Annotated in this window: 26 protein-coding genes and 1 tRNA gene; 3 read left to right on the top strand and 24 right to left on the bottom strand. The window is 62.4% G+C overall.

The annotated features are described in order from the left end of the window. Nucleotides 1-111: 111 nt before the first annotated feature. The 4 genes from K3F49_RS36495 to K3F49_RS36480 all read right to left on the bottom strand — a co-directional run bounded on the left by K3F49_RS36495 (nt 112) and on the right by K3F49_RS36480 (nt 1,887). Entirely contained in the window at nt 112-447 is a 336-nt protein-coding gene (locus tag K3F49_RS36495; RefSeq protein WP_234685696.1) for a hypothetical protein, read from the bottom strand. A 40-nt stretch (nt 448-487) separates the two neighbouring features. Beyond that, nucleotides 488-847 (bottom strand): hypothetical protein, encoded by a 360-nt coding sequence (locus K3F49_RS36490; protein WP_234685695.1) that lies wholly within the window; start codon nt 845-847, stop codon nt 488-490. Between the two features lie 30 nt (nt 848-877). Next, nucleotides 878-1,225 carry a hypothetical protein gene (locus K3F49_RS36485; protein WP_234685694.1) on the bottom strand — a complete coding sequence of 116 codons (348 nt, stop codon included), beginning with the start codon at nt 1,223-1,225 and terminating at the stop codon, nt 878-880. Nucleotides 1,226-1,305: 80 nt separating this feature from the next. Further along, complete coding sequence (locus K3F49_RS36480) at nt 1,306-1,887, bottom strand: hypothetical protein (protein ID WP_234685693.1); 582 nt, start codon at nt 1,885-1,887, stop codon at nt 1,306-1,308. A gap of 120 nt (nt 1,888-2,007) precedes the next feature. Between K3F49_RS36480 and K3F49_RS36475 the strand changes: the two genes are divergently transcribed. Continuing rightward, entirely contained in the window at nt 2,008-2,247 is a 240-nt protein-coding gene (locus tag K3F49_RS36475) for a helix-turn-helix domain-containing protein (protein WP_234685692.1), read from the top strand. A 212-nt stretch (nt 2,248-2,459) separates the two neighbouring features. On the opposite strand, the gene K3F49_RS36470 is transcribed toward K3F49_RS36475, so the two are convergent. The 7 genes from K3F49_RS36470 to K3F49_RS36440 all read right to left on the bottom strand — a co-directional run bounded on the left by K3F49_RS36470 (nt 2,460) and on the right by K3F49_RS36440 (nt 8,698). Next, nucleotides 2,460-2,663: a hypothetical protein gene (locus tag K3F49_RS36470; protein WP_234685691.1), complete on the bottom strand. Its 204-nt coding sequence runs from the start codon at nt 2,661-2,663 to the stop codon at nt 2,460-2,462. A 66-nt stretch (nt 2,664-2,729) separates the two neighbouring features. After that, entirely contained in the window at nt 2,730-2,918 is a 189-nt protein-coding gene (locus tag K3F49_RS36465) for a hypothetical protein (RefSeq protein WP_234685690.1), read from the bottom strand. 978 nt (nt 2,919-3,896) lie between these two features. After that, on the bottom strand, nt 3,897-4,343 hold the full coding sequence (locus K3F49_RS36460) for a hypothetical protein (protein ID WP_234685689.1): 447 nt from the start codon (nt 4,341-4,343) through the stop codon (nt 3,897-3,899). A gap of 390 nt (nt 4,344-4,733) precedes the next feature. Next, nucleotides 4,734-4,955, bottom strand: coding sequence for a helix-turn-helix domain-containing protein (locus tag K3F49_RS36455; protein WP_234685688.1), 222 nt, complete (start codon nt 4,953-4,955; stop codon nt 4,734-4,736). Between the two features lie 397 nt (nt 4,956-5,352). Then, nucleotides 5,353-6,219, bottom strand: a complete 867-nt coding sequence (locus tag K3F49_RS36450) for a plasmid partitioning protein RepB C-terminal domain-containing protein (protein ID WP_234685687.1) — start codon at nt 6,217-6,219, stop codon at nt 5,353-5,355. Between the two features lie 33 nt (nt 6,220-6,252). Then, nucleotides 6,253-7,128, bottom strand: a complete 876-nt coding sequence (locus tag K3F49_RS36445) for a plasmid partitioning protein RepB C-terminal domain-containing protein (RefSeq protein WP_234685686.1) — start codon at nt 7,126-7,128, stop codon at nt 6,253-6,255. Further along, on the bottom strand, nt 7,109-8,698 hold the full coding sequence (locus K3F49_RS36440) for a recombinase family protein (RefSeq protein WP_346657394.1): 1,590 nt from the start codon (nt 8,696-8,698) through the stop codon (nt 7,109-7,111). The genes K3F49_RS36445 and K3F49_RS36440 overlap by 20 nt, the downstream gene beginning before the upstream one ends. A 65-nt stretch (nt 8,699-8,763) precedes the next feature. On the opposite strand from K3F49_RS36440, the gene K3F49_RS36435 reads away from it, so the two are divergent. Continuing rightward, a complete protein-coding gene (locus K3F49_RS36435) occupies nt 8,764-9,126 on the top strand; it encodes a hypothetical protein (RefSeq protein ID WP_234685685.1) in 363 nt (120 codons plus the stop codon). Between the two features lie 241 nt (nt 9,127-9,367). Here K3F49_RS36435 and K3F49_RS36430 read toward each other — a convergent pair whose 3' ends face one another. The 13 genes from K3F49_RS36430 to pncA all read right to left on the bottom strand — a co-directional run bounded on the left by K3F49_RS36430 (nt 9,368) and on the right by pncA (nt 24,403). After that, nucleotides 9,368-10,597, bottom strand: a complete 1,230-nt coding sequence (locus K3F49_RS36430) for a tyrosine-type recombinase/integrase (protein WP_234685684.1) — start codon at nt 10,595-10,597, stop codon at nt 9,368-9,370. Between the two features lie 161 nt (nt 10,598-10,758). After that, a tRNA-Ser gene (locus K3F49_RS36425) sits at nt 10,759-10,848 on the bottom strand. Between the two features lie 317 nt (nt 10,849-11,165). Next, nucleotides 11,166-11,492: a hypothetical protein gene (locus K3F49_RS36420; protein WP_234685712.1), complete on the bottom strand. Its 327-nt coding sequence runs from the start codon at nt 11,490-11,492 to the stop codon at nt 11,166-11,168. Between the two features lie 245 nt (nt 11,493-11,737). Further along, entirely contained in the window at nt 11,738-13,588 is a 1,851-nt protein-coding gene (gene ilvD / locus K3F49_RS36415; protein WP_234685683.1) for a dihydroxy-acid dehydratase, read from the bottom strand. A 161-nt stretch (nt 13,589-13,749) separates the two neighbouring features. Further along, nucleotides 13,750-14,607 (bottom strand): ABC transporter permease, encoded by an 858-nt coding sequence (locus K3F49_RS36410; RefSeq protein ID WP_234685682.1) that lies wholly within the window; start codon nt 14,605-14,607, stop codon nt 13,750-13,752. Between the two features lie 13 nt (nt 14,608-14,620). Then, nucleotides 14,621-15,550, bottom strand: a complete 930-nt coding sequence (locus tag K3F49_RS36405) for an ABC transporter permease (RefSeq protein WP_234685681.1) — start codon at nt 15,548-15,550, stop codon at nt 14,621-14,623. Then, nucleotides 15,550-16,542 carry an ABC transporter ATP-binding protein gene (locus K3F49_RS36400; RefSeq protein ID WP_234685680.1) on the bottom strand — a complete coding sequence of 331 codons (993 nt, stop codon included), beginning with the start codon at nt 16,540-16,542 and terminating at the stop codon, nt 15,550-15,552. The genes K3F49_RS36405 and K3F49_RS36400 overlap by 1 nt, the downstream gene beginning before the upstream one ends. Further along, the gene (locus tag K3F49_RS36395) at nt 16,539-17,522 is read right to left on the bottom strand and encodes an ABC transporter ATP-binding protein (RefSeq protein ID WP_234685679.1); all 984 of its coding nucleotides are present in this window, start codon (nt 17,520-17,522) and stop codon (nt 16,539-16,541) included. The genes K3F49_RS36400 and K3F49_RS36395 overlap by 4 nt, the downstream gene beginning before the upstream one ends. Nucleotides 17,523-17,525: 3 nt before the next feature. Continuing rightward, on the bottom strand, nt 17,526-19,163 hold the full coding sequence (locus tag K3F49_RS36390) for an ABC transporter substrate-binding protein (protein ID WP_234685678.1): 1,638 nt from the start codon (nt 19,161-19,163) through the stop codon (nt 17,526-17,528). A gap of 32 nt (nt 19,164-19,195) precedes the next feature. Next, complete coding sequence (locus K3F49_RS36385; RefSeq protein WP_234685677.1) at nt 19,196-20,011, bottom strand: sugar phosphate isomerase/epimerase family protein; 816 nt, start codon at nt 20,009-20,011, stop codon at nt 19,196-19,198. Nucleotides 20,012-20,457: 446 nt separating this feature from the next. After that, nucleotides 20,458-22,491 (bottom strand): NAD(+) synthase, encoded by a 2,034-nt coding sequence (locus K3F49_RS36380; RefSeq protein WP_234685676.1) that lies wholly within the window; start codon nt 22,489-22,491, stop codon nt 20,458-20,460. 153 nt (nt 22,492-22,644) lie between these two features. Then, nucleotides 22,645-23,763 carry an alpha/beta fold hydrolase gene (locus K3F49_RS36375; RefSeq protein WP_234685675.1) on the bottom strand — a complete coding sequence of 373 codons (1,119 nt, stop codon included), beginning with the start codon at nt 23,761-23,763 and terminating at the stop codon, nt 22,645-22,647. 13 nt (nt 23,764-23,776) lie between these two features. Continuing rightward, nucleotides 23,777-24,403 (bottom strand): bifunctional nicotinamidase/pyrazinamidase, encoded by a 627-nt coding sequence (pncA, locus tag K3F49_RS36370; RefSeq protein ID WP_234685674.1) that lies wholly within the window; start codon nt 24,401-24,403, stop codon nt 23,777-23,779. A gap of 270 nt (nt 24,404-24,673) precedes the next feature. On the opposite strand from pncA, the gene glk reads away from it, so the two are divergent. Next, the gene (gene glk / locus K3F49_RS36365) at nt 24,674-25,642 is read left to right on the top strand and encodes a glucokinase (RefSeq protein ID WP_234685711.1); all 969 of its coding nucleotides are present in this window, start codon (nt 24,674-24,676) and stop codon (nt 25,640-25,642) included. Nucleotides 25,643-25,749 lie beyond the last annotated feature (107 nt).

Below are 25,749 nucleotides of genomic sequence, written 5' to 3'. Positions count from 1 at the left end.
CCAGCGTGAACGGGCGGGCGTCGTCTTCATTGCCTCAGCCGGCGGGCGGCGCGGGCCGGTTGCGCTGCTCAGCTTGGATCATGGTCTTTCCCGCGACTCGCCCGGTCCGAGCTACTGGCGCGTCGCAGCGATCGCCGCGAGAACCCCGATGTAACAGTTGTCCCAATCGGCGCCGAACCCGCCGCAGGCCACGAGCTCGTCGTCACTAAGCCGTTCTCGGCAAAGGTTTCGGACAGCCATCCCGCCGCCGAAATGAAAGAACGCCGGATCAGAACTGAGAGGGATTCCGCAGGCGTGCAGCTCGCGCAACTTTGCCAGCGCGTCGGCTGGCAAGTGGGCTAACACATGCCGCTCAACGTCCTTCCGGATCTGCTCCGGGACCTCTGCCCACCGCTCCTTAAAAAAGGAGTCGGAATCGAACGATTCGTCGAAATCAGGCGCGTGCATGCGAAGGTCCCATTCAGCTGAAAGTAGCGCGCTATCAACACTAGAGAACCAATCCCAGCTTCCTTCGAACGATCGCCTCTTCAGCTTGTTCAATGAGGAGCCTCAACTGCTTCGAGGGAGGCATGCTTTCTAGGTCCTTCAAAAAGCTTTCCCATTCCTCCAATGGACCCCAAAGTGTCGGTGGATCGATCAAGCCCACGAGCGTCGTTTCATCCGTGAACTCGCTCCAATCGCGCCGCTTCATACTAGGATCTGTCGACATGTAAGCCCTGACGGCAAGTCTGCGGAAAACCCGAGCCAGCGCCTCCAGCTCAGCAATTCTCTTCAGATCGGTCTGATTCAGCGCCAACTCACTCAACCGGTCCGCCATTCTGAAGTGCTGTTCGGGCTTGAATCTCATATGCTTTTCTGACCTTGGACGGGCCGACGCTCACTCCTCTTGAGGAGGATCGTCGCCGAAATCGTAAGGGCTGCACTCTGCAAGCGCGGCTTCCACTGACGACATCGCAGCGATCGCCTTTTCGTCAGTTTCATGGCTAAGATTCGAGCGGGCTGCGCGAGCCATCCACCTCAGGGTTTGGCAGCGATTTGCTCCTTCGAACACGTCTCTTTTCGGAATGCTGGAAAACAAGATCAAAATCACAGACGGAACGATCGTGGCGGCCATAATCCAGAAAGAGCGATGATCCCTGACTTTTTGCTCCAGCTCCTCATTCCGCTGAGACAGATTGGCGTTCGCTTGCCAACAGTATGAGAGCTCGTCGAGCTCAGTGCTCATTACGGCTACTCCATCATTGCGATAGCAACGAGGACGCCAAGCGTACGGGGCACCGTTCGTCGTGCGCAGTCGAGGTCATTTCAGAGCACCCCGGATTTCTTAAGGCAATCGACGCCGAGATCCTGGACGCGCTTTTCCAGCGAAGTGGGCATTGAGACGTTCTGGATCATGAAATCTGCATCTGCACGGGTCAGTATCGAGCCGGCAGTGTCTCCGAAACATTGGCAGAAGACCACAACACGAGAAGCGTTAGCGCCTTTGAATACCGCCTTTCGCGGGGCCTCCCTCTCGCACTGCTGCTTGACGAGGTTGATGATGTCGTTCCGATCGATCTGAGAGATGCCTTGCGGCTTCAGATCAAGTTCGGCCGCCCATTTTCCTGCATATTTGCCAGCCACCACCGCGCCGCCCATCAGAATGACCAAGCCAATGATGCTTGAGATCGTTTTCTTCTGAGAAAGGTTCGAAGAGGCGAAGCGGTTACGAGCCCACTCCGCGACACCCCAACCTACCCCAAGAACCGCACCTGGGCCCGCGTAAACAAACCATGTGGGCCCTCTGTAGGGGCCGTCTCCGAATGCCAGTAAACCTACAATGACGAAACCGAGTGCGGCAACAAACGCTCCGCCCATGAATCCAAGCATAGTCACTAACGCCTTCATCTCGGCCTTTCCTCTTTGCGGGCGTCTAGAATTAGCTTTAAGGCCATTCAGTTTTGGCGATTTGGCATTTTGTTCTATATATCGAGGTGTATATTTTGAACAGATGTTTTCGCTTCTCGCATGGACTTGCGAGAGGTGTTTGCAACGAATCTTCGCCGGCTGCGAAACGCCCAAGGACTTTCGCAGGACGATCTTGCGTATGAAGCAGAGATAAGCCGAAGCTATCTAAGTCAGCTCGAAAAGGGCGCGTTCTACGCGAGCTTGAAGATCGTGGGCAAGCTCGCTGCGGTCCTCCGGGTCGAACCTGCCGAGCTGCTCAGGTTGCCGACGAGCAAACCTGGTCGCGAAGCACGCAAATAGACGTGGCACTGCGGGTGTCTCAACGGCCGCTCGGCGGGGTGTCTCGCTCTAAGTCTTTTCTCTCGCATCGAATTTCCGTCTGGACGTGCCTGAGACACCTGTCTCATCCGAGAACGCGCGGTGACTCGCTGCCCCCAAGCTCGTACCGGGTCGGAAGCCGGCAATACCGGCCCCATCGCCGGCGGGGTTGGTGTTGGCCACCATTGAAGGCACTAGAGCAGGAGTTTGCGGTCGAGCGCGCCCTCCTCGCGCTTGAAGCTGGCCTTGCCGATCAGCCGGGTGAGCTCGTCCTCTGTGATGTGGGCAAGGCCGCCGCCGGTCACCAAGCGCTGACGGATGTCGTCGATCACCTCTTGGCGGATGTGGTCGTAGCTGCGGGCCATGTTGCCGATGCCGCCGCCTCGCATGTGGGCCATGTCGTCTCCTCTGTTGCGGATGCCGGACGGACTCCGTCACGGATGCGTGGCGGAATGCGTTACGGATCAGATGTCGCCGCGGTCCCACGGCTCCGGTGTCTCGTCCGCGCCCTGTCTCATCTCGATGACGAGTCGGGCGGTGTTACGCGCGCCCTTGCCGTATTGACCTGTGAGCATGATCGGGATGCCGGACAAGGGATGGACGTAATTGGTGCCGCCCCAAGCGAGGCGCCGGGAATGTGCGCCGGCGCCCACAGGGTATTCCCACCGCCCGATATGGCTGAGCTCGCATTAGCTCCTGCGCCGTCACGAGTGCGTCTCAGATCGACAGCGCCTGGCCCGCTCCTTGGCCCTTGACCCGCAGTGGCCCGGCAGTGCCGGTCAGCCGGACAGGCACTCCGGGCGCATCTCGGGGCGCCACCGCAATCCGGTCCCATCCAGGCCAGGCCAGTGGCCCGGCCATTTGTCGCCACCAGCTTGGCCGCCGGGTCAGTGCTTGGGTTTGCATGTCTCATCTCCTGTCTCACGGAGGCAAATCCGGCGTAAGTTACAGAAATCAGAGCTAAATTGCTCGTCGGCCCTTCCGCGAATGTCTCATGAGACAGGTGAAGTGGCCCGGTGACTCAGGGCGCTCGATTGTGGCATTTGCACCTTGAATGCTCGCGAACCGGGTTGAGGCGAGCGACTTGTGACCGTTGTCTTGCTGTGATCGCCGGTCAGGCTGCCCGTGAATTCAGGACATAGCTCCTCCTCCGTCGTCCTCCCCTCCCCGCCACCAGGGAAGAGACACGGTCTCGGACCACGATTTCCACTCGCTTTATCCGGGCATCGCGTGTCGTGCGATCAGTCGGTCCTCCGAATGGGGGTCGGACCCATTCGACAGGGGGATATGAGTTGCCTCGGTATATCGCGCGCCGATCGTGATACTGCGCGCGGGGCCGGAGAACCTGACATGCGGCTTCGTCGTCCGTTCCGCCAGGGTGAGAGCCCGCGAGATTGCCGGTGTAGCCGGCTCTAGCTCGGAATTGAGCGCCCAAGCGGCGCTGCGGTCATTCATCGGCGGGAGAAAGAGGTGTGCTCTTCCCTCCCCGGCGACGAGATCATGGCCGATCTCGACTCGTCGCTATTCTCGCGACGGTCGGCCGAAGTACCTCGATTGCGGCGGGAGCCACCGAAAGAAAAATTCAGACCCGCAATCGCGGAGCCCACGGCCAACCGAACGCGGCGGTTCGGTCAGCGCGTAAGCGCCGTTTTTTGGACCTCCTCCTCGCCTTGGACAGCAGGAGAGCGCAGGAGGACGAGTTGGGCGTGATCCGAGGGGATCGCCGGCTGAGCGGCCGTGACTTCAGTGACAACGCAGTTGTCACGGTCCGAGTCACGGCTCTTGCGCAGCTTCTCGCGCCGCCGCCGCTGGCGCTCAGCGGCGGTGGCGTCCTTCACCCTTCGGTTGGGGTCAAGATCTTCCTCAAATCTCCTCGTCAAGACAAAGGGCAGCTCAGCCTCTTTGATGATGGCGCGGATGATCGCTTCCGCATTTTGCGGATGAAAGACGACACCGGGGATCACGTAACTTGGATCGCGCTCCCGCACGACGATGTAGCCAGCCAGACTGGTGTAGACACCAATCGCGCCTTGCTCCGCAACGACTTGCACGTCGTCCCAATCGACGTCGTCGCTCATGCGCGCCTCCCGTTGAGGGGGGCGCTTGAATGAAGCGCCGCATTAGCGTATTCAGGATTAGCAGCTGCCCAAGTACCGACGAAAACAAGCGCCCTCCGATTTGCCCTCGGGGGGCGTCGTCTTTTGTCTGGCGGGTCCGCTTCGGCAATGCCTTCGGCGAATTTGCGGCTAGTCGACGAATCGCCTGCAAACGCAAACCAGTTTTTGGGGACCGGACTTGAAACACGTTGAGTTTCAATGAAGCGAGTATTCCCCAAGCTCGGGCCTAAGCTCTTGGAAGAGCGATAATTCCTCCCTTCGCTAGGGAGTGGCAGCTGCGTCGGCATGGCGTCTTTGCGCCCGTTTAAGGACGCCATCGCTGCTCGAGATTCGGTCGCGGCGTGCATGAAACTACTCGCTGCCCCGCCGCTTAGATTCCTCCGTCAAGCGGCGCTCGACATATGCGTCGATGCTGCTCCAGGTGATTTTTCGAGAAGCACCTTCGCGATAACTCTCCAACGCGCTCGAATTTAACAACTCGTAGAGCTTCGCGCGGCCGATCTTGAGCGCAAACATGGTCTCGTTAACGGTCGCGACTACGGCACGCTCGCCTTCAGGTTTCGTAGAAATCATCAGTTTGTTCCCAGACGTTCAGCATTCGACCACTGAACATTGCTAGGGAGCTGGGCGCAGCTACTCTTTAATGCAGTCAACGTTATTCGGCTTGGTAACAGGCCCTGCGCCAATGCGCGCGACCTGCGGGCGAAATAAAGTCGACTAAGTTGTTGAAGATCAAAGTGTTTTCGAGCTTCGCTAAAATAGAATTTACTCTTGCCGAGCAAGACATTGAAGGCGTTGAGTGTTTTCGAGCAAAGCTAGTAGGGTAACTCCACCGCGTAATACGTTCTTGGAAGATACTCCATCCTCCATACTGGCTTGATCGTGCTTTCTTCTTTGGCACTCAGCTTCATAGCCACGGTTTAAAGCTACGAGATCAAGCCCGAAAACCATTCCTAACGGGCGAAATTACTTAGGCAGCAGTAGTCTCGGCTTCCGTGATTTTTTGAAACTCGAAGAGCAGCTCCTGGAAATGTTTGGCGAGATAGCCGACCACTTTGCCGTTGCGCAGAAGCTTCGCTAGATAGCCAGTGGCGAGCACCAGGTCGAGATGGTCCACGCCGTAGGTCTGCTCAGCCACCTTGAACTCGCGCGCAAGTGAAGCAGACTCTCGTTCCATCAAAGCAAGCTGCTCGTCTGACAATCCTTTGTGCTGCCTTGGTGTAAACCCAGCAGCAAGCTGATTGCGCGCGGTCGCAGCCACCAAAGAACGGACATAGCTGTTTGAGTAGTTGTTCATCGCGACCATCAACTCCGCCGCCTCGATCTGCCGGATCGGACCGAGCTTTCGAAGTTCCGAGAAGGTATGCAGCGTCAGGTGCTTCTCCTTCAGGAGCTCGACGGCTTCCGGGCAAATGCCGTCGAGGAGTTTTCGACGCCGGCGGATACTGGCGACATCTACGTTTAGCGCTTTGGCAATCCGCGCCTCCGAAACGCCGTTCTCGACGGCTTTCAGGATCATCCGATGCTCTTGGATGATAGCAATGCGGTTCACTCGCTTGTTGTAGGTGAAAGCCTCGTCCTCGGTGGATACGAGGCATTCGACCTCAGACATTCCACGGTCCTTTAGAATTTCCAATCGCAAATGGCCATCGAGCAGCAGAAACTTGCCGCTGCTATCGCGACTACGGGTAACGACCGGCGGCTCGACCAGCCCAATCTCTCCGACTGAGGCGGTGATCTGGCGATACTTGGGTGACCGCTTTACTTCCTCGGACACAATCTTGAGCGGCTGTATATCTGCGAGCTTGACCACGAGCGTCCGCTGCTCAAAACCCATCCGGACCGCGATGTGAGGCCGGCGCGCCACGGCTCAGACGTGGCCCTGCAGGCGAAGAGCGAGGTTCTTCGGTAGGGTATCGAGCTTTTCGCTCTCCAAAATCGCTATGAATTCGGGCTCGCACAGCAGCTTGCGCAGCGCCTCCAGAATGAACACGAGACGGGCCCTCGTGCCGTTCGACTTGCGGATCAACACCTTCTTACGGTCGACGTCTTGTCGATAGGCGCGCAACAGCGCGTTGGAGCTGAGCGGAATGCCGTCCACCCGGCGCGGGCCTGTCTTATAGCCTTTTCCGCGTCGCCGTCGCTGCTCTATTAGTTTCTTGGCAGCTAGCAGGCGTTGCCCGCGCAAAAGCTTCTCCTGATATGCCTGCTGCAGCACATTCTGAATGTCGTTGTCTTCCGCTTGAGAAATTAGCACTGCTACGCTGACGGGCATCTGGCCAGCTTCGACGGCGCGAAGCAAGCGGTGCTCGCCACCCTCCAGCAAGCCAACGATACCCCTGACATATTCAACGGTCAGACCAGTCTTGCGAGCGATCTCATCGAACTCATAGCCTCGTTGGCGCATGCCTTCGATGTCATGTAACAGATCGATCGAACGATGCTGTCGCCTAGCACAGTTCTCGACCAAGCTCATGATCGCGCTGTCTTCGTTGCTCGCATCTACGATAATGGCCGGGATTTCACGCTGGCCAAGCGCCTGATAGGCTTCTAGCCTCCCCTGACCGCAAACCAGATCATAGCGTGGCTCGCCCTCCCCTTGCCTTTTCTTGACCGTGATTGGGCGCTTCAGCCCAAGTTCAGCGACGCTGGTGACAATCTCCTTGAAGATTCGGCGGTTACGCGCGCGCGGATTTACGACGTCAATCGCATTGATCGGAATAATCTCAACCTGAGCCGAGCCCATAGGCGACCTCCATCAATTGCGAGCGTGCGGCGAGCTCGAAGAGCATATCGAGTGTCTCGAAACGATAGGCATCAATCGCTACGCCATTGTTTTCAGCGAGCGCTAACCTCGACGCTTCCATCTCAAACCTTGGTAGCAAGTAGTAGTCGAGGATGTTTGTATTCATCTGGTTCATGCGAATAGCAACGGTGATGTCTGGGCGTAGACCTGCATCAAACCGAATCTTCCATCGATGAGACCCAGCCGCCGTCTCCTGAGAACGAACCATACAAAGCGAGGCCGTGAATTCATCGTTCACAGTCAGAAGATCCGTGTCGGGATTTTCATGAGTGGTGCCGCCGATCGCCTCGATCCCGCGGATGGTCGAGGTGATCAGGTCTGGATACATACGACGCAACACGCGATTGATCTCGATGTAGCGATAATCGCGATCTGGCGTGAAGCCGATCAGTTCATAAGCGCGGACCAGACTGCCAAAGCGATTCCGGTAGGCGCTGCTCGAAGGGCCAAACTCAAGTTCGTCGATGATGATACCGGAAAGGTAGCCGTGTTGCTCCAGCAGGCCCCGCAGCACATCCAGAAGCTCTTCGTCAGAATAGCGCCGGCAGCGCTCGGAAATGATCGTCTGAGCGGCCTGGAAGGTGTCCTCATCCACGATTGGAGAAAACGCTTGATCGTGTCTTATCCACCGCTCCGGGGGATTGTGGACCCTACGCCCCTTCAGCTTGCACGAACACCTATTCCAAACATTATTGCCAACATATTTCTCGTTGATAAGGATCTGATGCACAGTCGCCCGAGACCAAGGGCGGCCGAGATCAGTAACGATTCCTCTGCCGTTGAGGATGTCCGCAATATCGCTCTCGCATTTACCTTGGCAGAATGCTTCATAGACAAAGCGAACCGTTTCGACTTCTTCTTCGGGACCAGGAATCAGCACGATCGGGTCAGTTTGGATACTTTTGTGTTCGCCACGAGCCAATGCTGACTTTGCAGCTCCATTTTGATCAATCAGTTGTCGTCGTAATCCGTATCCGGCAGGCCCACCTTGCCGGTATCCAAGCTCTATTAGACGTCGCTGCCCGGCAAAAACTTTGACCGAAAGCTCACGGCTGTACTCGCCGGCCATCGCACGTTTGACCCCTTTGACGATGGTTGAAACCGGACTGCCATCATTCTCAAATTGCTCGGCACAATAGCGGACGGAGATCCCCGCTCTTTTGCAGATGTACTCGTAATAAGCGCTTTCGTCGGCGTCCTGGAAGCGGCCCCAGCGACTAACATCGTAGACCAGGATAGTCGAGAAGTCCGCCAAGCCGCTTTGCACATCGTCGATAAGCTGCTTCAGCGCATCCCTATCATCGAGGTTCAAACCGCTTTTGCCGCTGTCCTCATAGGTCTTCTCGATGCGAAAACCGTGACGTGCCGCGTACTCGCGAATTGCCTGAGCTTGATTAGCTGTTGAATACTGCTGATGGTCGGTCGACATCCGCACGTATTCGGCGGCCGACATCAGCGTGTTATTGGGTAGCGATTTTGAGGTTGTGTCGGACGCAACTGGCAACATCATCGCCCCACTACCGTCAAGAATGCATGATGGGCTGAGTGAAATTATAACGCGGCTCGGGGGGAAACATGTTTCCAAAAACGGGCAAGAAGTTTCCAATTGGCCAAAGGTCCGCTACGTCCAACTATGCGGCGTTGATCGCAGAAATTCTCAAATCAGAGCTTGGTAACAGTCATCAAGCTCATAAAACTTTGATGCGGTGGACCGGCGCCAACGAACGTACAGCCAAGAATTGGCTATCGGGATCGAACGGCCCGAGCGGCGAGCACCTGTTACAGCTCATGCGTCATTCGGATCGAGTGTTTGAGTTCGTTCTAAAACTATCTCACAGACCGGTGTTGCTTTCCAAGCAACGGCTTGCCGAGATACGCAACAGCCTTGTTGTAACAGCTGACTTGCTCTCGACCGTGATCGAAGTTGAGGATGCTTGATAGCCGACCGCCCGGGCTAGAGGCGCTTTTGGCACAGTCAGCTCAGATCCGAGCCGTCTATTCTTCTTCTGTGTTCCGTTGGTTTCCCTTCGCGCATCTCGGCACCTGTTCCGAGCGGGACGGAGCGGTCATTGCCGAGGTGATCACCGAACGGCACAATGATGATCCCACTATCGCTGTTGGGCGCCGATGTCGCCGCGATCGGCCTACGCGGCCTCACCTGCCATGGTGCCCGCCATGGCTATCCCATCCTGCGGTCTTGCAGCTGGAACACATTGCTGCCAGTGAGGAATGCGGCCCAATCCTTCATTAGAGCCCGTCGCTTTTCCAACTTTTGGCCTCGCTGATAGGCTGCGGTGGTCTCGCTCTTGTATTTGTGGGCCAGCGCGGCTTCGCGTACGCCGTCCGGATAATCGGTGCATTCCTCCGCCCAAGTTGCGAAGGTTGACCGGAAGCCATGCACCGTCACGTGTCCGTAGCCGAGACGATCAAGCACTGCGAGCATTGCGTTCTCCGAAAATGCTCCGCCATCAGGACTGGTGAAGATCAGTTCGTCTTGTCGTCCATCTCGCAACTCATCAAGTACCGCCAGTGCAGGTTCGGACAAGGGGACGTAATGGTCCTGGTCCATCTTCATTCGCTCGCCCGGAATTTTCCAAGTCGAGTTTGGCCGATCGATCTCGGACCAATGCCCGTCGACTGCCTCGTTAGTGCGGCAAGCCGTGAAGATTAGGAAGCGCAACATGGCTGCAGCTCTGCCCGGAGCACTAGAAAGAAGCTTCAAGAATGCCGGTGCTTCGGCATAAGACAAGGCGGGATGATGCCGAACGACTCGCTTGGAACGCTTTGGCAGTTTCTCGCGCATCTGCCGTGTAAGTTCGGCTGGATTGCGGAAGTCCGGATCATCGATATCAACGTTCTTTGCGATGATCGTTTCAATTCGGCCGCGGACGCGGTTCGCAGTCTCCCGCTTCTCCACCCAAATCGGCTCCAGCAGATCGTGGATATGGCTTGGCTTGATCTCTGGGATCGTCAGTTTGCCGATGGTGGCGTAGGCATAGCCCTTGAGGGAGGACGGCCACTGATCTCGATGCTTCTCACTCCAGGTCGACCAGTTCGCACGAATGTACGCTTCGGCGCATTCTTCGAAGGTCGGCAGGACCACCTTCGCCACGAGAGCTTTCGCCTCTTCGCGTGCTTTTCGTCGTTCCCGAACGATATCGATCCCGGCTGTGCTGCGATCACCTTTGACGCGCAGCCGGGCCGCATCCCGAGCGAGCCGCGCGTCCTTCAGCGACACTTCCTTCAGCGAGCCGAGACCGTGCCACCGCTCTTTGCCGTCTTTCCAATATCTATATGACCAGCTTTTCGACGTTGGTCCCGTAACGATCAAGTAGAGGCCGCCGCCGTCGGCGTATTTGCCGGGCTTTATGAGGCGCTCTACGTCGAGTGGTTTGAGCCGTCCAGCCATTGTTCCTCCGAGAGAATCGTCCTCCGAACCCACGGTCTTCAGCTACGGTCAGCGACCCGATTAGGAAGAACACCGACGAACTGCGAAGTACAGTCTTTCGGCGTAAGTCACTGAATTTGCTGTGGAGTTCGAACGACCACGAACAGTGGCGAACAATATACTGGCGGAAGGGGTGGGATTCGAACCCACGGTACCCTTGCGGGCACGCCGGTTTTCAAGACCGGTGCCTTAAACCACTCGGCCACCCTTCCAAGCCTGGACTGCACGTCCGGAATGGCTGTCGCTTAACGTAGTCGGCCGCGCAAGGCAACGCGAAGTTGGACTGCTCACGCCGCCTGCCCGCTTTTCCCAGGGCGGGAACGGGATCTGTCAGGCGCGCGTCAGTTTGGTCCTCTAGCCTCGGTCAGGACCGGCGACATCTCCCAGGGCGTCGCCGGTCGCGAGGCCCGGTTGGATTCGCCTCCATTTCCGGGCCTCGTTTAACTTAAGCCCGCAAAAGAAAACGCGGCGCCCTTTTTGGGGCACCGCGCGAAGGCCGTTTGTTGCGTTCGTCTTCTGTTGCGTTGGCTCAGTAGCCGCAATTGCTGCAGCTCGGCACCACTGGCGCGTAATAGGAATAGCCCGGCGAGACCATCTCGGTGCGCTGGCGCGTGGCGTACTGCGGTGGAATGCGCTCGTACTGAACGCTCGGCGGCGCCACCATCACGGTTTGCGGAACCATCACGGTGCGGTACTGCGCCGGCGTGCGATGCGCGACGGTCGCACCGGGCGACACCATCACGGTCTCATCGACGGTGCGGTATTGCGGCGCGACGTATTGCTGCTGATAGCAGGTCGTGCACGGCTGCGGCGGCGCGTAGCAATTGTAGCAGCCGGCGGAGGCCGCGGTCGTCATGGCAATCGCAGCGACGGCCGCGGAGAAAACGACAGCAAGAGTACGAGACATTAGGTTGGTGCCCCAGTTGCCCAAAATGGATTTGCGAAGGTCGCGTGCAGTATACGCCGCAAAATCCAAAGCTGCCGAAGTTCGTCGGGGCATCCTTAACGCGAACGGCCGGTTTTCACCGGCCGTTCAGAACTTGTTGACCATGCGCGCCGGCGTGACCGCGACGTTCGCGGTCACGCACGCGCAAGACGCGCTTACTTCGTGCGCCGCTTCACTTCACGCACCGCGCCGCGCGCAGCGCTGGTGGTGAGCGCAGCGTAGGCCTGCAGCGCGGTCGAGACGTTGCGCCTGCGCGGTGCAGGCTGCCAGGCGGCATCGCCCTTCGCCTCCTCCGCCGCGCGGCGATCGGCGAGCTCCTCGTCGGAGACTTCGAGGTTGATGCTGCGGTTCGGAATGTCGATGGCGATACGATCGCCGGTCCGCACCAGACCGATATTGCCGCCCTCGGCCGCTTCCGGCGAGAGATGGCCGATCGAGAGACCCGAGGAGCCGCCGGAGAAGCGTCCGTCGGTGACGAGCGCGCAAGCCTTGCCGAGGCCCATCGATTTCAGATAGCTGGTCGGATACAGCATTTCCTGCATGCCGGGGCCACCACGCGGGCCTTCGTAGATGATGACGACGATCTCACCGGCCGTGACCTTGCCGCCCAGAATGCCTTCGACGGCCGCGTCCTGGCTCTCGAACACCCGTGCGGGGCCGGAGAATTTCAGGATCGAGGCATCGACGCCCGCGGTCTTCACGATGCAGCCGTCCTGCGCGAGGTTGCCGTAGAGCACGGCGAGGCCGCCGTCCTTGCTGAAGGCGTGCGCGAGGTTGCGCACCACGCCCTTCTCGCGGTCGGCATCGAGCTCGTCGTAACGGCGCTCCTGGCTGAAGGCGACCTGCGTCGGGATGCCGCCCGGCGAAGCACGGAAGAAAGTACGGACGGACTCGCTCTTCGAGCGCTTGATGTCCCAGCGCTCCAGCGCCTCGTTCATGGTCGGCGCATGCACGGTCGAGACCGAAGTGTCGATCAGGCCGGCGCGGTCGAGTTCGCCCAGGATGCCCATGATGCCGCCGGCGCGATGCACGTCCTCGACGTGAACGTCGGCGACCGATGGTGCGACCTTGCAGAGCACGGGCACGCGGCGTGACAGGCGGTCGATGTCCTGCATGGTGAACGCGACCTCGCCCTCATGGGCGGCGGCCAGCAGATGCAGCACGGTGTTGGTCGAGCCGCCCATCGCGATGTCGAGGGTCATCGCGTTCTCGAACGCCTTGAAGTTGGCGACGTTGCGCGGCAGCACGGAGGCATCGTCCTGCTCGTAGTAGCGGCGGACCAGATCGACAATGGTGTGGCCGGCCTCGACGAACAGCCGCTTGCGGTCGGCATGGGTGGCGACCACGGTGCCGTTGCCGGGCAGCGCCAGGCCAAGCGCCTCGGTCAGGCAGTTCATCGAGTTGGCGGTGAACATGCCCGAGCAGGAGCCGCAGGTCGGGCACGCCGAGCGCTCGATCACCTTGACGTCCTCGTCGCTGACCTTGGAGTCGGCAGCCGCCACCATGGCGTCGATGAGGTCGACCGCCTTGGTCTTGCCGGCGAGCTTGACCTTGCCGGCCTCCATCGGGCCGCCCGAGATGAACACGGCGGGGATGTTGAGCCGCAGCGCGGCCATCAGCATGCCGGGCGTGATCTTGTCGCAGTTGGAGATGCAGACGAGGCCGTCGGCGCAATGCGCGTTGGCCATGTACTCGACGCTGTCAGCGATCAGCTCACGCGACGGCAGGCTGTAGAGCATGCCGTCATGGCCCATGGCGATGCCGTCGTCGACCGCGATGGTGTTGAATTCCTTGGCCACGCCGCCGGCCTGCTCGATCTCGCGGGCGACGAGCTGGCCGAGGTCCTTCAGATGGACGTGGCCGGGCACGAACTGGGTGAAGGAATTGACGACCGCTATGATCGGCTTGCCGAAATCGCCGTCCTTCATGCCCGTCGCGCGCCAAAGGCCGCGGGCGCCCGCCATGTTACGGCCGTGGGTGGTGGTGCGGGAGCGATAGGCTGGCATGGCGGTTTCCGTCCTCGGGTTTGGCCGGCCGGGCGGGAAATATCGAAGCCGCCTCAGGCCTTTGTGGCCGGATAGCGCACGGGGTCGGTCGGCGCAACGGGAACTTGGGCTGGACAGGGCCGGATTGGCCCCATGCAGGCCTCCCCTGCTCCCGGCGCGGGCTACAGTGTCGGGTCCAGCCGATCCCGCAGCCAGTCGCCGATCACGGAGACGGCCAGCGTGGTCACGACGATCGTGGTTGCCGGTGCGAGCATGATCCAGGGCGCCCGGGTCAAATACTCGCGGCCATAGCCGACCATGTTGCCGAGGCTGGTCATCGGCGGCTGCACGCCGAGGCCGAGGAAGGACAGGCCCGATTCCATCAGGATCACCTCGGGGAAGACCAGCGTGGTCGAGACGATCAGGGTCGAGGCAATGTTGGGCAGGATGTGTCGCAAATAGATCCGCGCCGGCCTCGCGCCCAACTGGCGGACGGCGGCGGCGTAGCCCTGCGCATTGGCTGAGATGGCGAGGCCGCGGGCGATGCGGGCATAGCGTTCCCAACCGAACAGGCCCATCAGGCCGATCAGCAGCGGCAGCGAATTGCCGAAGAAAGCGAGCACGGCGAGCGCCATGATCAGGAACGGCATGCTGGCCTGGAAGTCGGTCAGCATCAGCACGAACTGCTCGACGGCCCCGCGAAAATGCGCGGCGAGGAAGCCCAGCGTGGTGCCGGCCACGGCCGAGATCGCGGTCGCGCCGAACGCGATCAGCAGCGAGATGCGGATCGAGACGAGGAGCCGCGACAGCACGTCGCGGCCGAGCTCGTCGGTGCCGAGCCAGTGCGCGACATTGCCGGGCGCAGCCAGGCGATTGCGCAGATCGAATTGGGTGTAACCATAGGGCGCGATCTTCTCGGCCAGCGCGGCGATCACCAGCATGGCGATGATCCAGCCGACCGCCAGCGCGACGGACACCGGGATCGCCGGCAGGCTGATGCGGCGGCGGACGGTGCTGTCCTTCAAGGTCGCGTCGGTCATGCCTGCACTCGCTTCATGCATGAGCCCCTTTGGCCCGGAGGCGCGGGTCGAGGAAGCCGTAGAGGAAATCGACGACCAGGTTCGACGTGACCATGGTCAGTGCGACCAGCAGCAGGATGCATTGCACGACGGCCAGGTCGCGGTTGGCGACGGCGACGACGAGCAAGCGCCCTACTCCCGGCCACGAGAACACGCTTTCGACCACCACCGCGCCCGCGATCAGCGAGCCAACCATGAAGCCCAGAATGGTGACGGTCGGGATCGCCGCGTTAGGCAGCGCATGCGAGATCACAACGCGATGCCAGGGCACGCCTTTCGCCGACGCCGTGCGGATATAGGGCTGGCCCAGCACCTCCAGCATGGCGCTGCGGGTGAACCGCGCCAGCACGGCGGCGCCACCGAGGCTGAGCGTCACGATCGGCAGGATGGCGTGACGCCAGCTGTCTTGCCCGCCTGAGGGGAGCCAGCCGAGCTGCACGGCGAAGATGAGCACAAGCAGCAGCGCGAGCACAAAGCTCGGCACAGTGAAGCCGGCGACCGCCGTCATCATCACGGCGCGGTCGATCCCAGAACCGCGATGCAGCGCGGCGTAGATGCCGGCGGGAATGCCGAGCGCGACCTTGAAGAAGAAGGCCGGCAGCGTCAGCGCCAGCGTGGCCGGAATCCGCTCCAACACGAGCTGGATCGCCGGCCGTCCGTCACGCATGGAACGGCCGAGCTCGCCCTTGGCGATGGCGCCGAAGTAATCGAGATACTGGAACCAGATGGGATCATCGAGGCCCCACGCCTTGCGGAAGGCCGCGAGGACCTCAGGCGGCGCTTCCGGTCCCAAAATCATCAGCGCGGGATCGCCTGATAGCCGCAGCACGACGAAGGCGAAGGTGACGACGAGCACGATCGTCAGCGCCGCGCGTCCACTGCGGATGGCGAAATAACGTCCCATCACGCGGCGTCCCGCGTCGCGGCCTGCGGCCCGGTCACGAGATGGCAGGCCACCTGGCGATCACCGCCGACGGCCGAGAGCGCCGGCACCTCGCTCGCGCAGCGCGCAACGGCGCGCGGGCAACGGGGATGGAACGCGCAGCCGTTCGGACGGGCGGCCGGGTTCGGCGGATCGCCGGAAAGCACGATGCGGCCTGCGCTGCGGCGGCCCGGTGCGGGCGAAGCCGAGACCAGCGCCTGCGTGTACGGATGTTCGGGCCGGGCAAAGAGATCGTCGGCGCTGCCGATCTCGACGATGCGGCCGAGATACATCACGGCGACGACATTGCTGATCTGCCGGACGACCCGCAGATCGTGGCTGATGAACAGCAGCGTCAGCCCAAGCTGTGCCTGGAGATCGCAAAGCAAATTCACCACCTGGGCCTGGATCGAGACGTCGAGCGCGCTGACCGGCTCGTCGCAGACGAGGAAATCGGGTTTTGTCGCCAGCGCCCGCGCCAGCACGATGCGCTGGCGCTGGCCGCCCGACAGCGCGCCCGGATAGCGTGCGCCATGTGCCGGCGTCAGTTCGACGGCGCGCAGCAACTCGCGGACGCGATCCTCGCGCTCGGCCGGCGTGCCGAGACCGTGAATGTCGAGGGGCTCGCGGATCTGGGTCGCCGCCGGCAAGCGTCGGTCCAGCGCGCCGAGCGGATCCTGAAAGATCATCTGCATGCGGGCGCGCTGTGCGCGCCACGACTGTGTCCCCGGCGTGGCCATCGGCTTGCCGCCGAAGCGGACCTCGCCGCGATCGGGCGGCTCGAGGCCGAGCACGATGCGCCCCGTCGTGGACTTGCCCGAGCCGGACTCGCCGACGAGACCGAGCGTTTCGCCCCTGGGAAGGCTCAGCGAGACGCCGTCGACAGCATGCACGGCCGTGCTGCGGCCGAACATCCCGGAGCGCATGCTGTAGCTGCGCGAGATCGAGGACACCTCGACGAGCGGCGCGCTCATTCGGCGGCGATCCCGAGCAGCGCGCGGCGCGAGGCCGCGGCGCAAATGCAGGCAACAGCACGGTCGTTTGCGATCGGCGCAAGGGTCGGCGCGGCGAGGCCGCAGGGCTCGGCCACCAGCGCACAGCGTGGCGCGAAGGCGCATCCATCAGGCATGTGCGCGGGATCCGGCACGGTGCCGGGAATGGCGGTGAGACGGCGGCGCGGCCCATCGAGTGGCGGCAGCGCGCCGATGAGGCCCTGCGCATAGGGGTGCACGGGATCGGCGAAGAGCTGGTTGGCGGGCGCCTGCTCGACGATGCGGCCGGCATACATCACCGCGACGCGGTCGCAGTTCTCGGCAACGACGCCGAGATCGTGGCTGATCAGGACCATCGCCATGCTCATCTCGCGGCGGATGGTGGAGAGCAGCTCCAGAATCTGCGCCTGGATGGTGGCGTCGAGCGCAGTCGTCGGTTCGTCCGCGATCAGCAGATCAGGATTTCCGGCCAGCGCCATCGCGATCATGATGCGCTGGACCTGGCCGCCGGAGAATTCATGCGGATAGGCGGACATCCGCCGCGCCGCGTCGGGAATGCCGACGAGATTGAGGAGCCGGAGTGCCTCGGCCTTCACGGCATCGCCCGAGAGATCGCGATGCAAGGCCAGCGCCTCGCAGAGCTGCTTGCGGATGGTCAGCACCGGATTGAGCGCGCTCGCCGGATCCTGGAAGATCATGGCCACCCGCCCGCCCCGCACCCGGTCGAGCTCCGAGGCCGGCGCACCGAGAATTTCGCGGCCGTCGATACGGACGGAACCCGAGACCATCGCGTGCCGCGGCAACAGGCCAAGCGCGGCGAGCCACGTCACCGACTTGCCCGAGCCGGACTCGCCGACGAGGCCGAGGGCCTCGCCTTTTTGCAAGGTAAGATCGACGCCGTGCAGGACCGGCACGCCGTTGAAGGCAACACTGAGGGCCTGGATGCTGATCAGCGACGCCACGGCCTAGACCTCGAAATTGCCGGCGCGGAAGTCCATCGCGAATGCCGGCGATGCCTTCCACTTGATCGATTTCGGCTTGGCCGTGAAGGTCGCGTTCTGATGCAGCACCGTATAGGCGGGGTCTTCGCGCTCGGCGATCTCCAGCATGCGGTGGAACGCCTTCTTGCGCGCGGCGCGGTCGGTCGAGGTCTCCAGAAACTCCGAGAGCTTGTTCAGCTCGACATTGGTCCATTCGCCGATCTGCTGCTGCTGGCCATTCGGGCCATGTTGCGCGACCAGCGATGACACCGGATCGTTGAAGGCGGCGGAATTCGACCAATCGCGCACCGCGCGGTTCGGCGCGCGCTCCATGATCTGCGACCAGTTCTCCTTGGTCTCGATCTCGACGTTGAGGCCGACCGACTTCCACATCTCGACCAGCACCTGCGCGGTCGCGACCTGGTTGGTGTAGTAGTTGTTGAGCAGGCGGTACGGGATCGGATCGCCCTTGTAGTTCGCCTGCTTCAACAGGTCCTGCGCGAGCTTCGGATCATAAGCCGGCACGCTCCAGTCGGCGTTGAACATGTCGCCGTAGAACTCCCACTGCAGGCCCTTTGGCACGCGGGTGCGGCCGGCCCACAGGCTGTCGACGATGGCCTGGCGGTCGATCGCGTGCGTGAAGGCACGGCGCACCAGGGGATTGGCCAGCCGGGCGTGGTTCTTGTCGAACACGGTTAGGCGGTGATTGAGAATAGTGCCGCCCTGCACTTCGAACGCCGCGTTCTTCTCGATGCCGGCGATCTGGTCCGGCGGGATGTCGCAGGCGAACTGGTATTCGCCCGACAACAGCCCGTTGATGCGGCTCGCGACCTCGGGCACTTCGAGGAAGCGGATGCGCTTGAGCGGCGGGCGGCCGCCCCAATATTCGTCGTGGGCTTCGAGCGTCAGCGAGACGTCGGGCTTGAGCTCGACGACCTTGTAGGGACCGGTGGTAACCGGCTTGCGCGCCCAGTCGAGATAGCTCGCGGATTCATCCCAGGCACGGCGGTTGGCGATGTCGGAGCCGTAGCGCGACAGCCGGCCCTCGATGGTGACGTCGGGCGTCGCGTTGTAGAAGCGCACCGTGTACTTGTCGACGGCATCGACGCGCACGAGGTCGGGCCAGATGCGGCGCGCAACCGCGGGCACATCAGGCGGCAGCTCCTTGCCGGGCTTCGGCATCGGGATCTTCTCGAAAGCCTGGATGGTGGAGCGGCTTTTGGCTTCGGTCTCGCCGAACATGCGCTCGCGACTGAAGGTGAAGACGACGTCTTCGGCGGTCAGCTCGTCGCCATTGTGGAATTTCACGCCCTGGCGCAGCTTCACCTCGACGGTCTGGTCGTCGATGCGGCGCCATTCGGTGGCGAGGCCCGGCACGGCTTCGAGATTGCCGCGGAAATCCTTCGAGATCAGCCCTTCCCAGATCGAGGAGAAGAACACACGCTCGCCGACATTGGACTGCTCGCGCAGCACGTCGAGCACGTTGGCGTTCGTTACCTTCTGCACGGCGATGGTCACCGACGGACGGTTGTCGCCTTGCCCGATCGCAAAGCGCGGCAGCAGCAGCGTGCCGGCGGCAGCGGTGCCGGATTTCAGGATGGTGCGACGGGTGAGCTTGCTCATAACGGTGACCCCTACCCTCTGGTGATTGTCGGTTATTCGGCGAGACCGAGCGCGGCGAGATGGGCTGCGCCCTTGCGAACATCGTCGTGATTGCGCAGCTCGAGGATCAGCCGCGGATTGGAATTCAACCGGCCCAGCGCGCGGAACACGGCCACCCACGCAATGTTGCCTTCACCCGGCGCCCAGTGCCGATCTGCAAAGCCGTCGGTGTCCTGGAGGTGCACATGCGTCAACATGTCACCGGCGGTTTCGACGTAATAGTCGGCCGGCGGCGCACCGGTAGAGATGTGGGCGTAATTGGCGTGGCCGGTGTCGAGGGAGACGCGGACCTTGCTGCTTTCGAGCGCCTTGGCGAGACGTACGCGGTCGCGCGGGTCCTTGTCCTCGATGTTCTCGATGACGATCTCGCAGCCGATGGTCTCCGCGCGGGCGATGACCTCGGCCAGCGTCGCTTTCACGCGCTCGACGATGTTGGCGCGGTTGTCGGGATAGAGATCGAGATTGTTGTGGTCCCAGGTCGTGAACGGCGAATGCACCACCATCTGCGTCGCGCCGAGGAATTCAGCGGCATCAAGCCCCTGCAGCAGGCGCTTGGTCACGGCCTGACGGATCAAGGAATCGTGGCTGTCGATCTTGAAGCCCCAGAACGGGCCGTGGATGCCGAGACGGCCGGTATGGCCTGCGAGCATCTGCTTGATGTCGGTTGCGGCACTGCGCCAGTCGCCGTCGAGCAGATCGGCGCGAAAGAAGTCCTGGATTTCGAGATCGCGTTGTCGCTCCAGAAGCCAGTCACGATGCGCGGGGATCGATTTGATGGACAGTGCGGCGCCCAACACCGGCTTCGACATGGCTTGCTCCCTTGATCGTCAACGATGACGGGGAGCAGCGCTAGACCAGTTCAATGACAGGCCGGTGAAATGCGGATTCGGGAGATGTGGACATCCTGCAGCGCGCTTGCATCGATTTCGGGCAGCGCGAGCGCAGCGCGTGCAGGCGCATGCATCCGCGCGCGAAATCAAGCGGGATTAAGTCCGTAGTGAACCGGAATGGTATCCTATGCCGATCTCCCGTACATCGCGGACATCGATCGGCGGCCTTCAAGGGCATCACCCTCTGATCGCGCACCACGGGGTTGGGGGACCATCTGGGGCGGGGGATCAAAGGCTGGGGCAAGGTGACGAGGTCCGGACTCCTAGGCACTCCGGACCTCGGTACTTTCTAGACTGAACGCAATTTCGCGCCGCCGGCTTGATCAGCCGCGCGGCGCGAAGTCGTTTTGGGCGGCCCTCTTCGTTTATTTCGGCACGTTCCGCTCGAGATCCTCGAGCCATGCCGCAGCGCTCGAATCCGACGGCGCACGCCAGTCGCCGCGCGGCGACAGCGAGCCGCCGGCCGAGACCTTCGGTCCGTTCGGCATCGCCGAGCGCTTGAACTGGCTGAAGGCGAAGAAGCGGCGCAGGAACACCTCGAGCCAGCGCCGAATTTCCGGGAGATCGTAGGCGCGGCGCTTGTCGGCCGGGAATGCCGGCGGCCACTCGCCCTCGGCGACGTCCTTCCAGGCCTGGAGCGCCATGAAGGCGATCTTGGACGGCCGCAGACCGAAGCGCAGCGTGTAGAACAGGTTGAAATCCTGCAGCTCGTAGGGCCCGATTGAGGCCTCCGTGCTCTGCGGCTTCTCGCCCGGCTTGACCGGAACGAGCTCCGGCGAGATTTCGGCCGACAGGATCGAGGCCAGCGTCCCGTTCACATCGCCGCTGAACTGCTTCGACGCGATCACCCAGCGGATCAGATGCTGGATCAGCGTCTTCGGCACGCCGGCATTGACGTTATAATGCGCCATCTGGTCGCCGACGCCGTAGGTGCACCAGCCGAGCGCGAGCTCGGAGAGGTCGCCGGTGCCGATGACGATGCCGCCATGGTGGTTGGCGAGACGGAACAGATAGTCGGTGCGAAGGCCCGCCTGCACGTTCTCGAAGGTGACGTCGTAGACCTTCTCGCCCTTGCCGAAGGGATGGCCGATGTCTTTGAGCATCTGCGTGGCCGTGGTGCGGATGTCGAGTTCCTGCCAATTGGTCTGCAGCGCCTTCATCAGCGCCAGCGCATTGGTCTTGCTCTCGCTGCCGGTGGCAAAGCCCGGCATGGTGTAGGCGAGGATGTTTTCGCGCGGCAGCCCCAAGAGATCGACCGCCTTGGCGGCGACGATCAGGGCATGGGTGGAATCGAGACCGCCTGATACGCCGATGACGACACGCTTGGTGCCAGTCGCGCGCATGCGCTGCACGAGGCCTGCGACCTGGATGTTGTAGGCCTCGTAGCAATCCTGTTCGAGCAGGCTCTCGTCGCTCGGCACGAACGGGAAGCGCTCGACCTTGCGCAGGAAGCCGATGTCGGCGGCCGGCGGCTTCAGGGCGAATGTCACCTTGCGGAAGCGACCCTCGCGCTGCCGGCGGTTGTCGTCGAACGTGCCCATCAGGGCGCGTTCCTGCCTGAGCAGGTCGAGATCGACGTCCGCGAGCGTGATCTGGCCGTCCTGCCGGAACCGCTCGCCCTCAGCCAGCAGCACGCCGTTCTCGTGGATCGAGGTCTGGCCGTCCCAGGCGAGGTCGGTGGTGGATTCCCCTGCCCCCGCGGCGGAATAGACATAGGCCGCAAGGCAGCGCGCCGAGGTCGACTGGCACAGCAGAGCACGCGAGCGGGCCCGGCCGATCGTGATGGGACTGCCCGACAGATTGATCAGCACGCTCGCGCCGGCCAGCGCCAGCTCGGACGCCGGCGTCACCGGGATCCACATGTCCTCGCAGATCTCGACCCCGATGGTGAGGCCGGGGACATCCTCGGCGGCAAACAGCAGGTCGGTCCCGAACGGCGCGTGGTGCTTGCCGATGGCAATCGTCTCGCCGGCGATCCCGGCGCCGGAAGCGAAATGGCGGCCCTCGTAGAATTCCCGATAGGTCGGCAGATAGCTCTTGGGCACGACGCCCAAAATGCTGCCGCGGTGAATGACGGCGGCGCAATTGTAGATGCGATGGCCGAAGCGCAGCGGCGCGCCGACGATCAGCACGGTCATCAGGGCCGAGGAAGTTTCGACGATGGCGGCGAGCCCGCGCTCGACGGCGTCGAGCAGCGGATCCTGCTTGACGAGGTCCTCGATGGCGTAGCCGGACAGGCACAGCTCGGGAAACACGGCCACCGCGACCGACTGCGCATCGCAATTTTTCGCCGCCGCCATGACCGCCTTCGCATTGGCCGCGGGATCAGCCACATGGGAGGTGGTGACGCAGGCCGCAACGCGCGCAAACCCGTGGGCGTAGATCGAGTGGAAGCTCATCGAGCAAAGAACCCTTAAATCTTGCGGGGCCGGTCGCCGGCCCTGGACTCTATTTAGCCCATCGACCGGGCCCAGTGCAGGCCATCCGCGATCATGCATAACGGATTTGCAGCTTCGCAGGCCTTGACTTGCAGGCCTTGGCTTGAGGCACCGTCAGGCGCTGCGCGCGAGCACGCCAGAGAGGTCGTTGCGCAGCCATTCCGCGATCCGGGGCCAGGCATGGGCGTGAGTCCGCGCGCCCATGAACAGACCGAGATGGTTGCTCGGCTCGGAGCTTGCTGCAACGAAAGCCGGCGGCGTACCGATGAGGCTGGCGGTCGCAAGCGCTTGCATGGCCGGCACGACATCATCGTCGAGCCCGGCCAGCAGGAAGATGGGCGACTTGACGTCCTTCAGGTCGATCGTGCGGCCGAGCGCCGTGAAATTGCCGCTGGCGATGCGGTTCTCCCGAAAGATCCAGTTGACGATCTGGAGATAGTAGGTGCCCGGCAGATTCAGCGGCTCGCTGTTCCAGCGGTCGAAGCGCGCGAGCAGGGCCGCGCCCTCCTCGTCCGAGAAGTCTCTCTGCAACGCCGCCGCGATGTCGTCGGGGCCTGGCGCCTTCGACCAGACACGCAGCATCTCCTCGCCGCTGACATTGCCGCCGCCGCGCGCGACGAGCTGGTCGTAGACCATCTCCGGCGCGTTGCGGGCGAGTTGCGACAGCCTGGACTCGACCGCGAGGTCGACCGGCGCACCTGCTAGCACCAGCCGCCGCACCTTAGCCGGAAACCGCGCCGCATAGAGCAATGACAGCCAGCCACCCTGGCACAGGCCGACCAGATCGACCGGCACGCCGATCTCGTCGACGGCGACGTTGAGATCGCCGAGATAGCTGTCGATCGAGAGATAGCGCATGTCCGGCGTGGCCGAGCGCCAGTCGGTGAGATAGATTCGATCGATCCCGCCCTGTTGCAGCGACTGCACCACGCTGTGGCCCGGTGCGAAATCCGCGATCAGCGCCCGGTGCAGCGCATAGGGCGCGCAGACCAGCGCCGGCTGACCGGATCGCGTCCGCGAACAATCGCGCAGCCGCATGGTGGCGAGCTCAAGGGCCGTGGTGCCGGGCGTGGTCCAGGGGAGATCGCCCTCGCCCTGCTTCGCCGGGGGGCCGCGCTCCAGCCACCAGAAACAGGCGTTCACGGCGAGCCGTGCCGCCGCAAACGGCCACAGCATGGGGTCGTCGGGGACGTGGCCCGATCCGCCGGGCTGATGGCCGGTCTTTTCCGCCATTATCGCGCGATCCTCACAGGAATGCCTCCAGGCTGACGACGGAAATGCCGAGCTCCCTGAAGCTATGATGGGTCGCCGCAATCGAGCCGTCGAGGTCGATGCCGCGGCAGGCGTCTTCGATCACGACAATTTCGAACCCCGCCTTGCGCGCATCCTCCGCGGAAAAGCGGACGCAGAAATCGAGCGCCAGGCCGGCGACGAAAACGGTCTTCAGCTCGCGCTCGCGCAAATAGCCGAGCAGGCCGGTCGGCGTCTTGTGGTCGTTCTCGAACAGCGCCGAATAGGAATCGATGCCGCGGCGGAAACCCTTGCGCACCACAAGGTTCGCGCGGGTGGCCTCGAGCTCCCGATGGAATTCGGCGCCGGCCGTGCCCTGGACGCAATGCGTCGGCCAGAGCACCTGGGTGCCGTAGTCGAGCTCGATGGTCTGGAACGGCTGACGGCCCGCATGGTTCGGGGCGAAGGAGACGTGGTCGCCCGGATGCCAGTCCTGCGTCAGCACCACATTGGTGAATTTCTGGGCAATCCGATTGATGGCGGGGACGACCTTCTCGCCGCCCGGAACGGCGAGCGCTCCGCCGGTGCAGAAATCGTTCTGCACGTCGATCACCAGCAGCACGTCGCGGTCGGTTATCTTCATCGCAGGTCCTATTTCGTCGGTCCGGCGCAATCGGCGTCGGCCGCTGTCATCAATGTCGATCTTCCCGCGCGGCTTCGCAACCTGCGGCCACGTGCAACGATGTCGCGCGATCGGCCGGCTGATCCCCCCGGATGCAACGCTTTGGCCTCGTCCGTGTTGACTAGCTGTACCCGAGGGCGGAATCTCTGATATCCGCGGCGTGCGGATCGCGGCGAAGGCGTGGAGGAAAAGGGTTCCCAAAGCCTGCAAGGCTAAGGCAGCCAAATGGTCATGAGTATCGGCAAGACAGGCAATATTCTTCTCGCCGATATCGGCGGTACCAACGCGCGCTTCGCGCTGAGCAATGGCGAGCAGATCGGACCGATCGACTACGTGAAGGTCGCCGACCATCCGACGGTGCGCGAGGCCATCACTGACGTGCTGCGGCGGGCCGACAGCGAGAAGCCGGCCAGGGCCGTCCTCGCCGTCGCCGGTCCCGTCACCAACAATCGCTGCGTCATGACCAACAGCCCGTGGGTGATCGACGGCAACGAGCTCCAGCCGGCGCTCGGCTTCGACAGCGTCCATGTGCTCAACGATTTCGAAGTGGTGGCCTGGTCCCTGCCGGCCTTGCAGCCGGCCGACCTGATTCCGCTCGGCGGCCAGGACGGCATGCCCGGAGAGCCGCTGCTGGTGGTCGGCCCCGGGACCGGCTTCGGCGTCTCCTGCCTGGTCGAGCGCCATGGCTCCCGGCTGGCTGTCGTCACGGAGGCCGGCCACGCGACGCTTCCGGCGGAGAACGAGCGCGAGGAGCGGGTAATCGCCGCCATGCGCCGGCGCTTCGGCCACGTCTCCATCGAGCGCGGCGCCCTCTCCGGCTCCGGGCTGCAATCCCTCTACGAGGCGATGGCCGAGGTCGACGGAGCCCAGGTGCCGCAACGCGATGCGGCAGCGATCACGAAGGCGGCGCTGGACGGCACATGCGAACTCAGCCGCGCAACACTGGCGATGTTTTGCGACATCCTCGGCTCGGTTGCCGGCAATCTCGCGGTGACCTTCGGCGCCAGAGGCGGCGTCTACATTGCCGGCGGAATCGCGCCGCGCTTTCCGGAATTCCTTTCGGCTTCAGCATTTCGCGCGCGTTTCGAAGCCAAAGGGCGCTTCCAGGACTATTTGCGCAACATCCCGACGCGCCTCGTCATGAAGCCCGATGCAAGCTTCGTCGGCCTGAAGATGTTCGCCGACCACAATCTGGATTGAAGCGCGTCCGCCCTTGCACCTTCCGTTAAGCAATTCACAGCTGATTGCAGCGCACGCGCGGTTCCACGCAGGATCGTGCTTGCCCCGTGGTTTCCGATGGGAAACAA

It is taken from the genome of Bradyrhizobium monzae (genome assembly GCF_021458635.1).
In the GTDB taxonomy this organism is placed as follows: domain Bacteria; phylum Pseudomonadota; class Alphaproteobacteria; order Rhizobiales; family Xanthobacteraceae; genus Bradyrhizobium.
The sequence above is the reverse complement of the archived record's forward strand: the minus strand, read 5'-3'. Positions and strand labels throughout refer to the sequence as shown.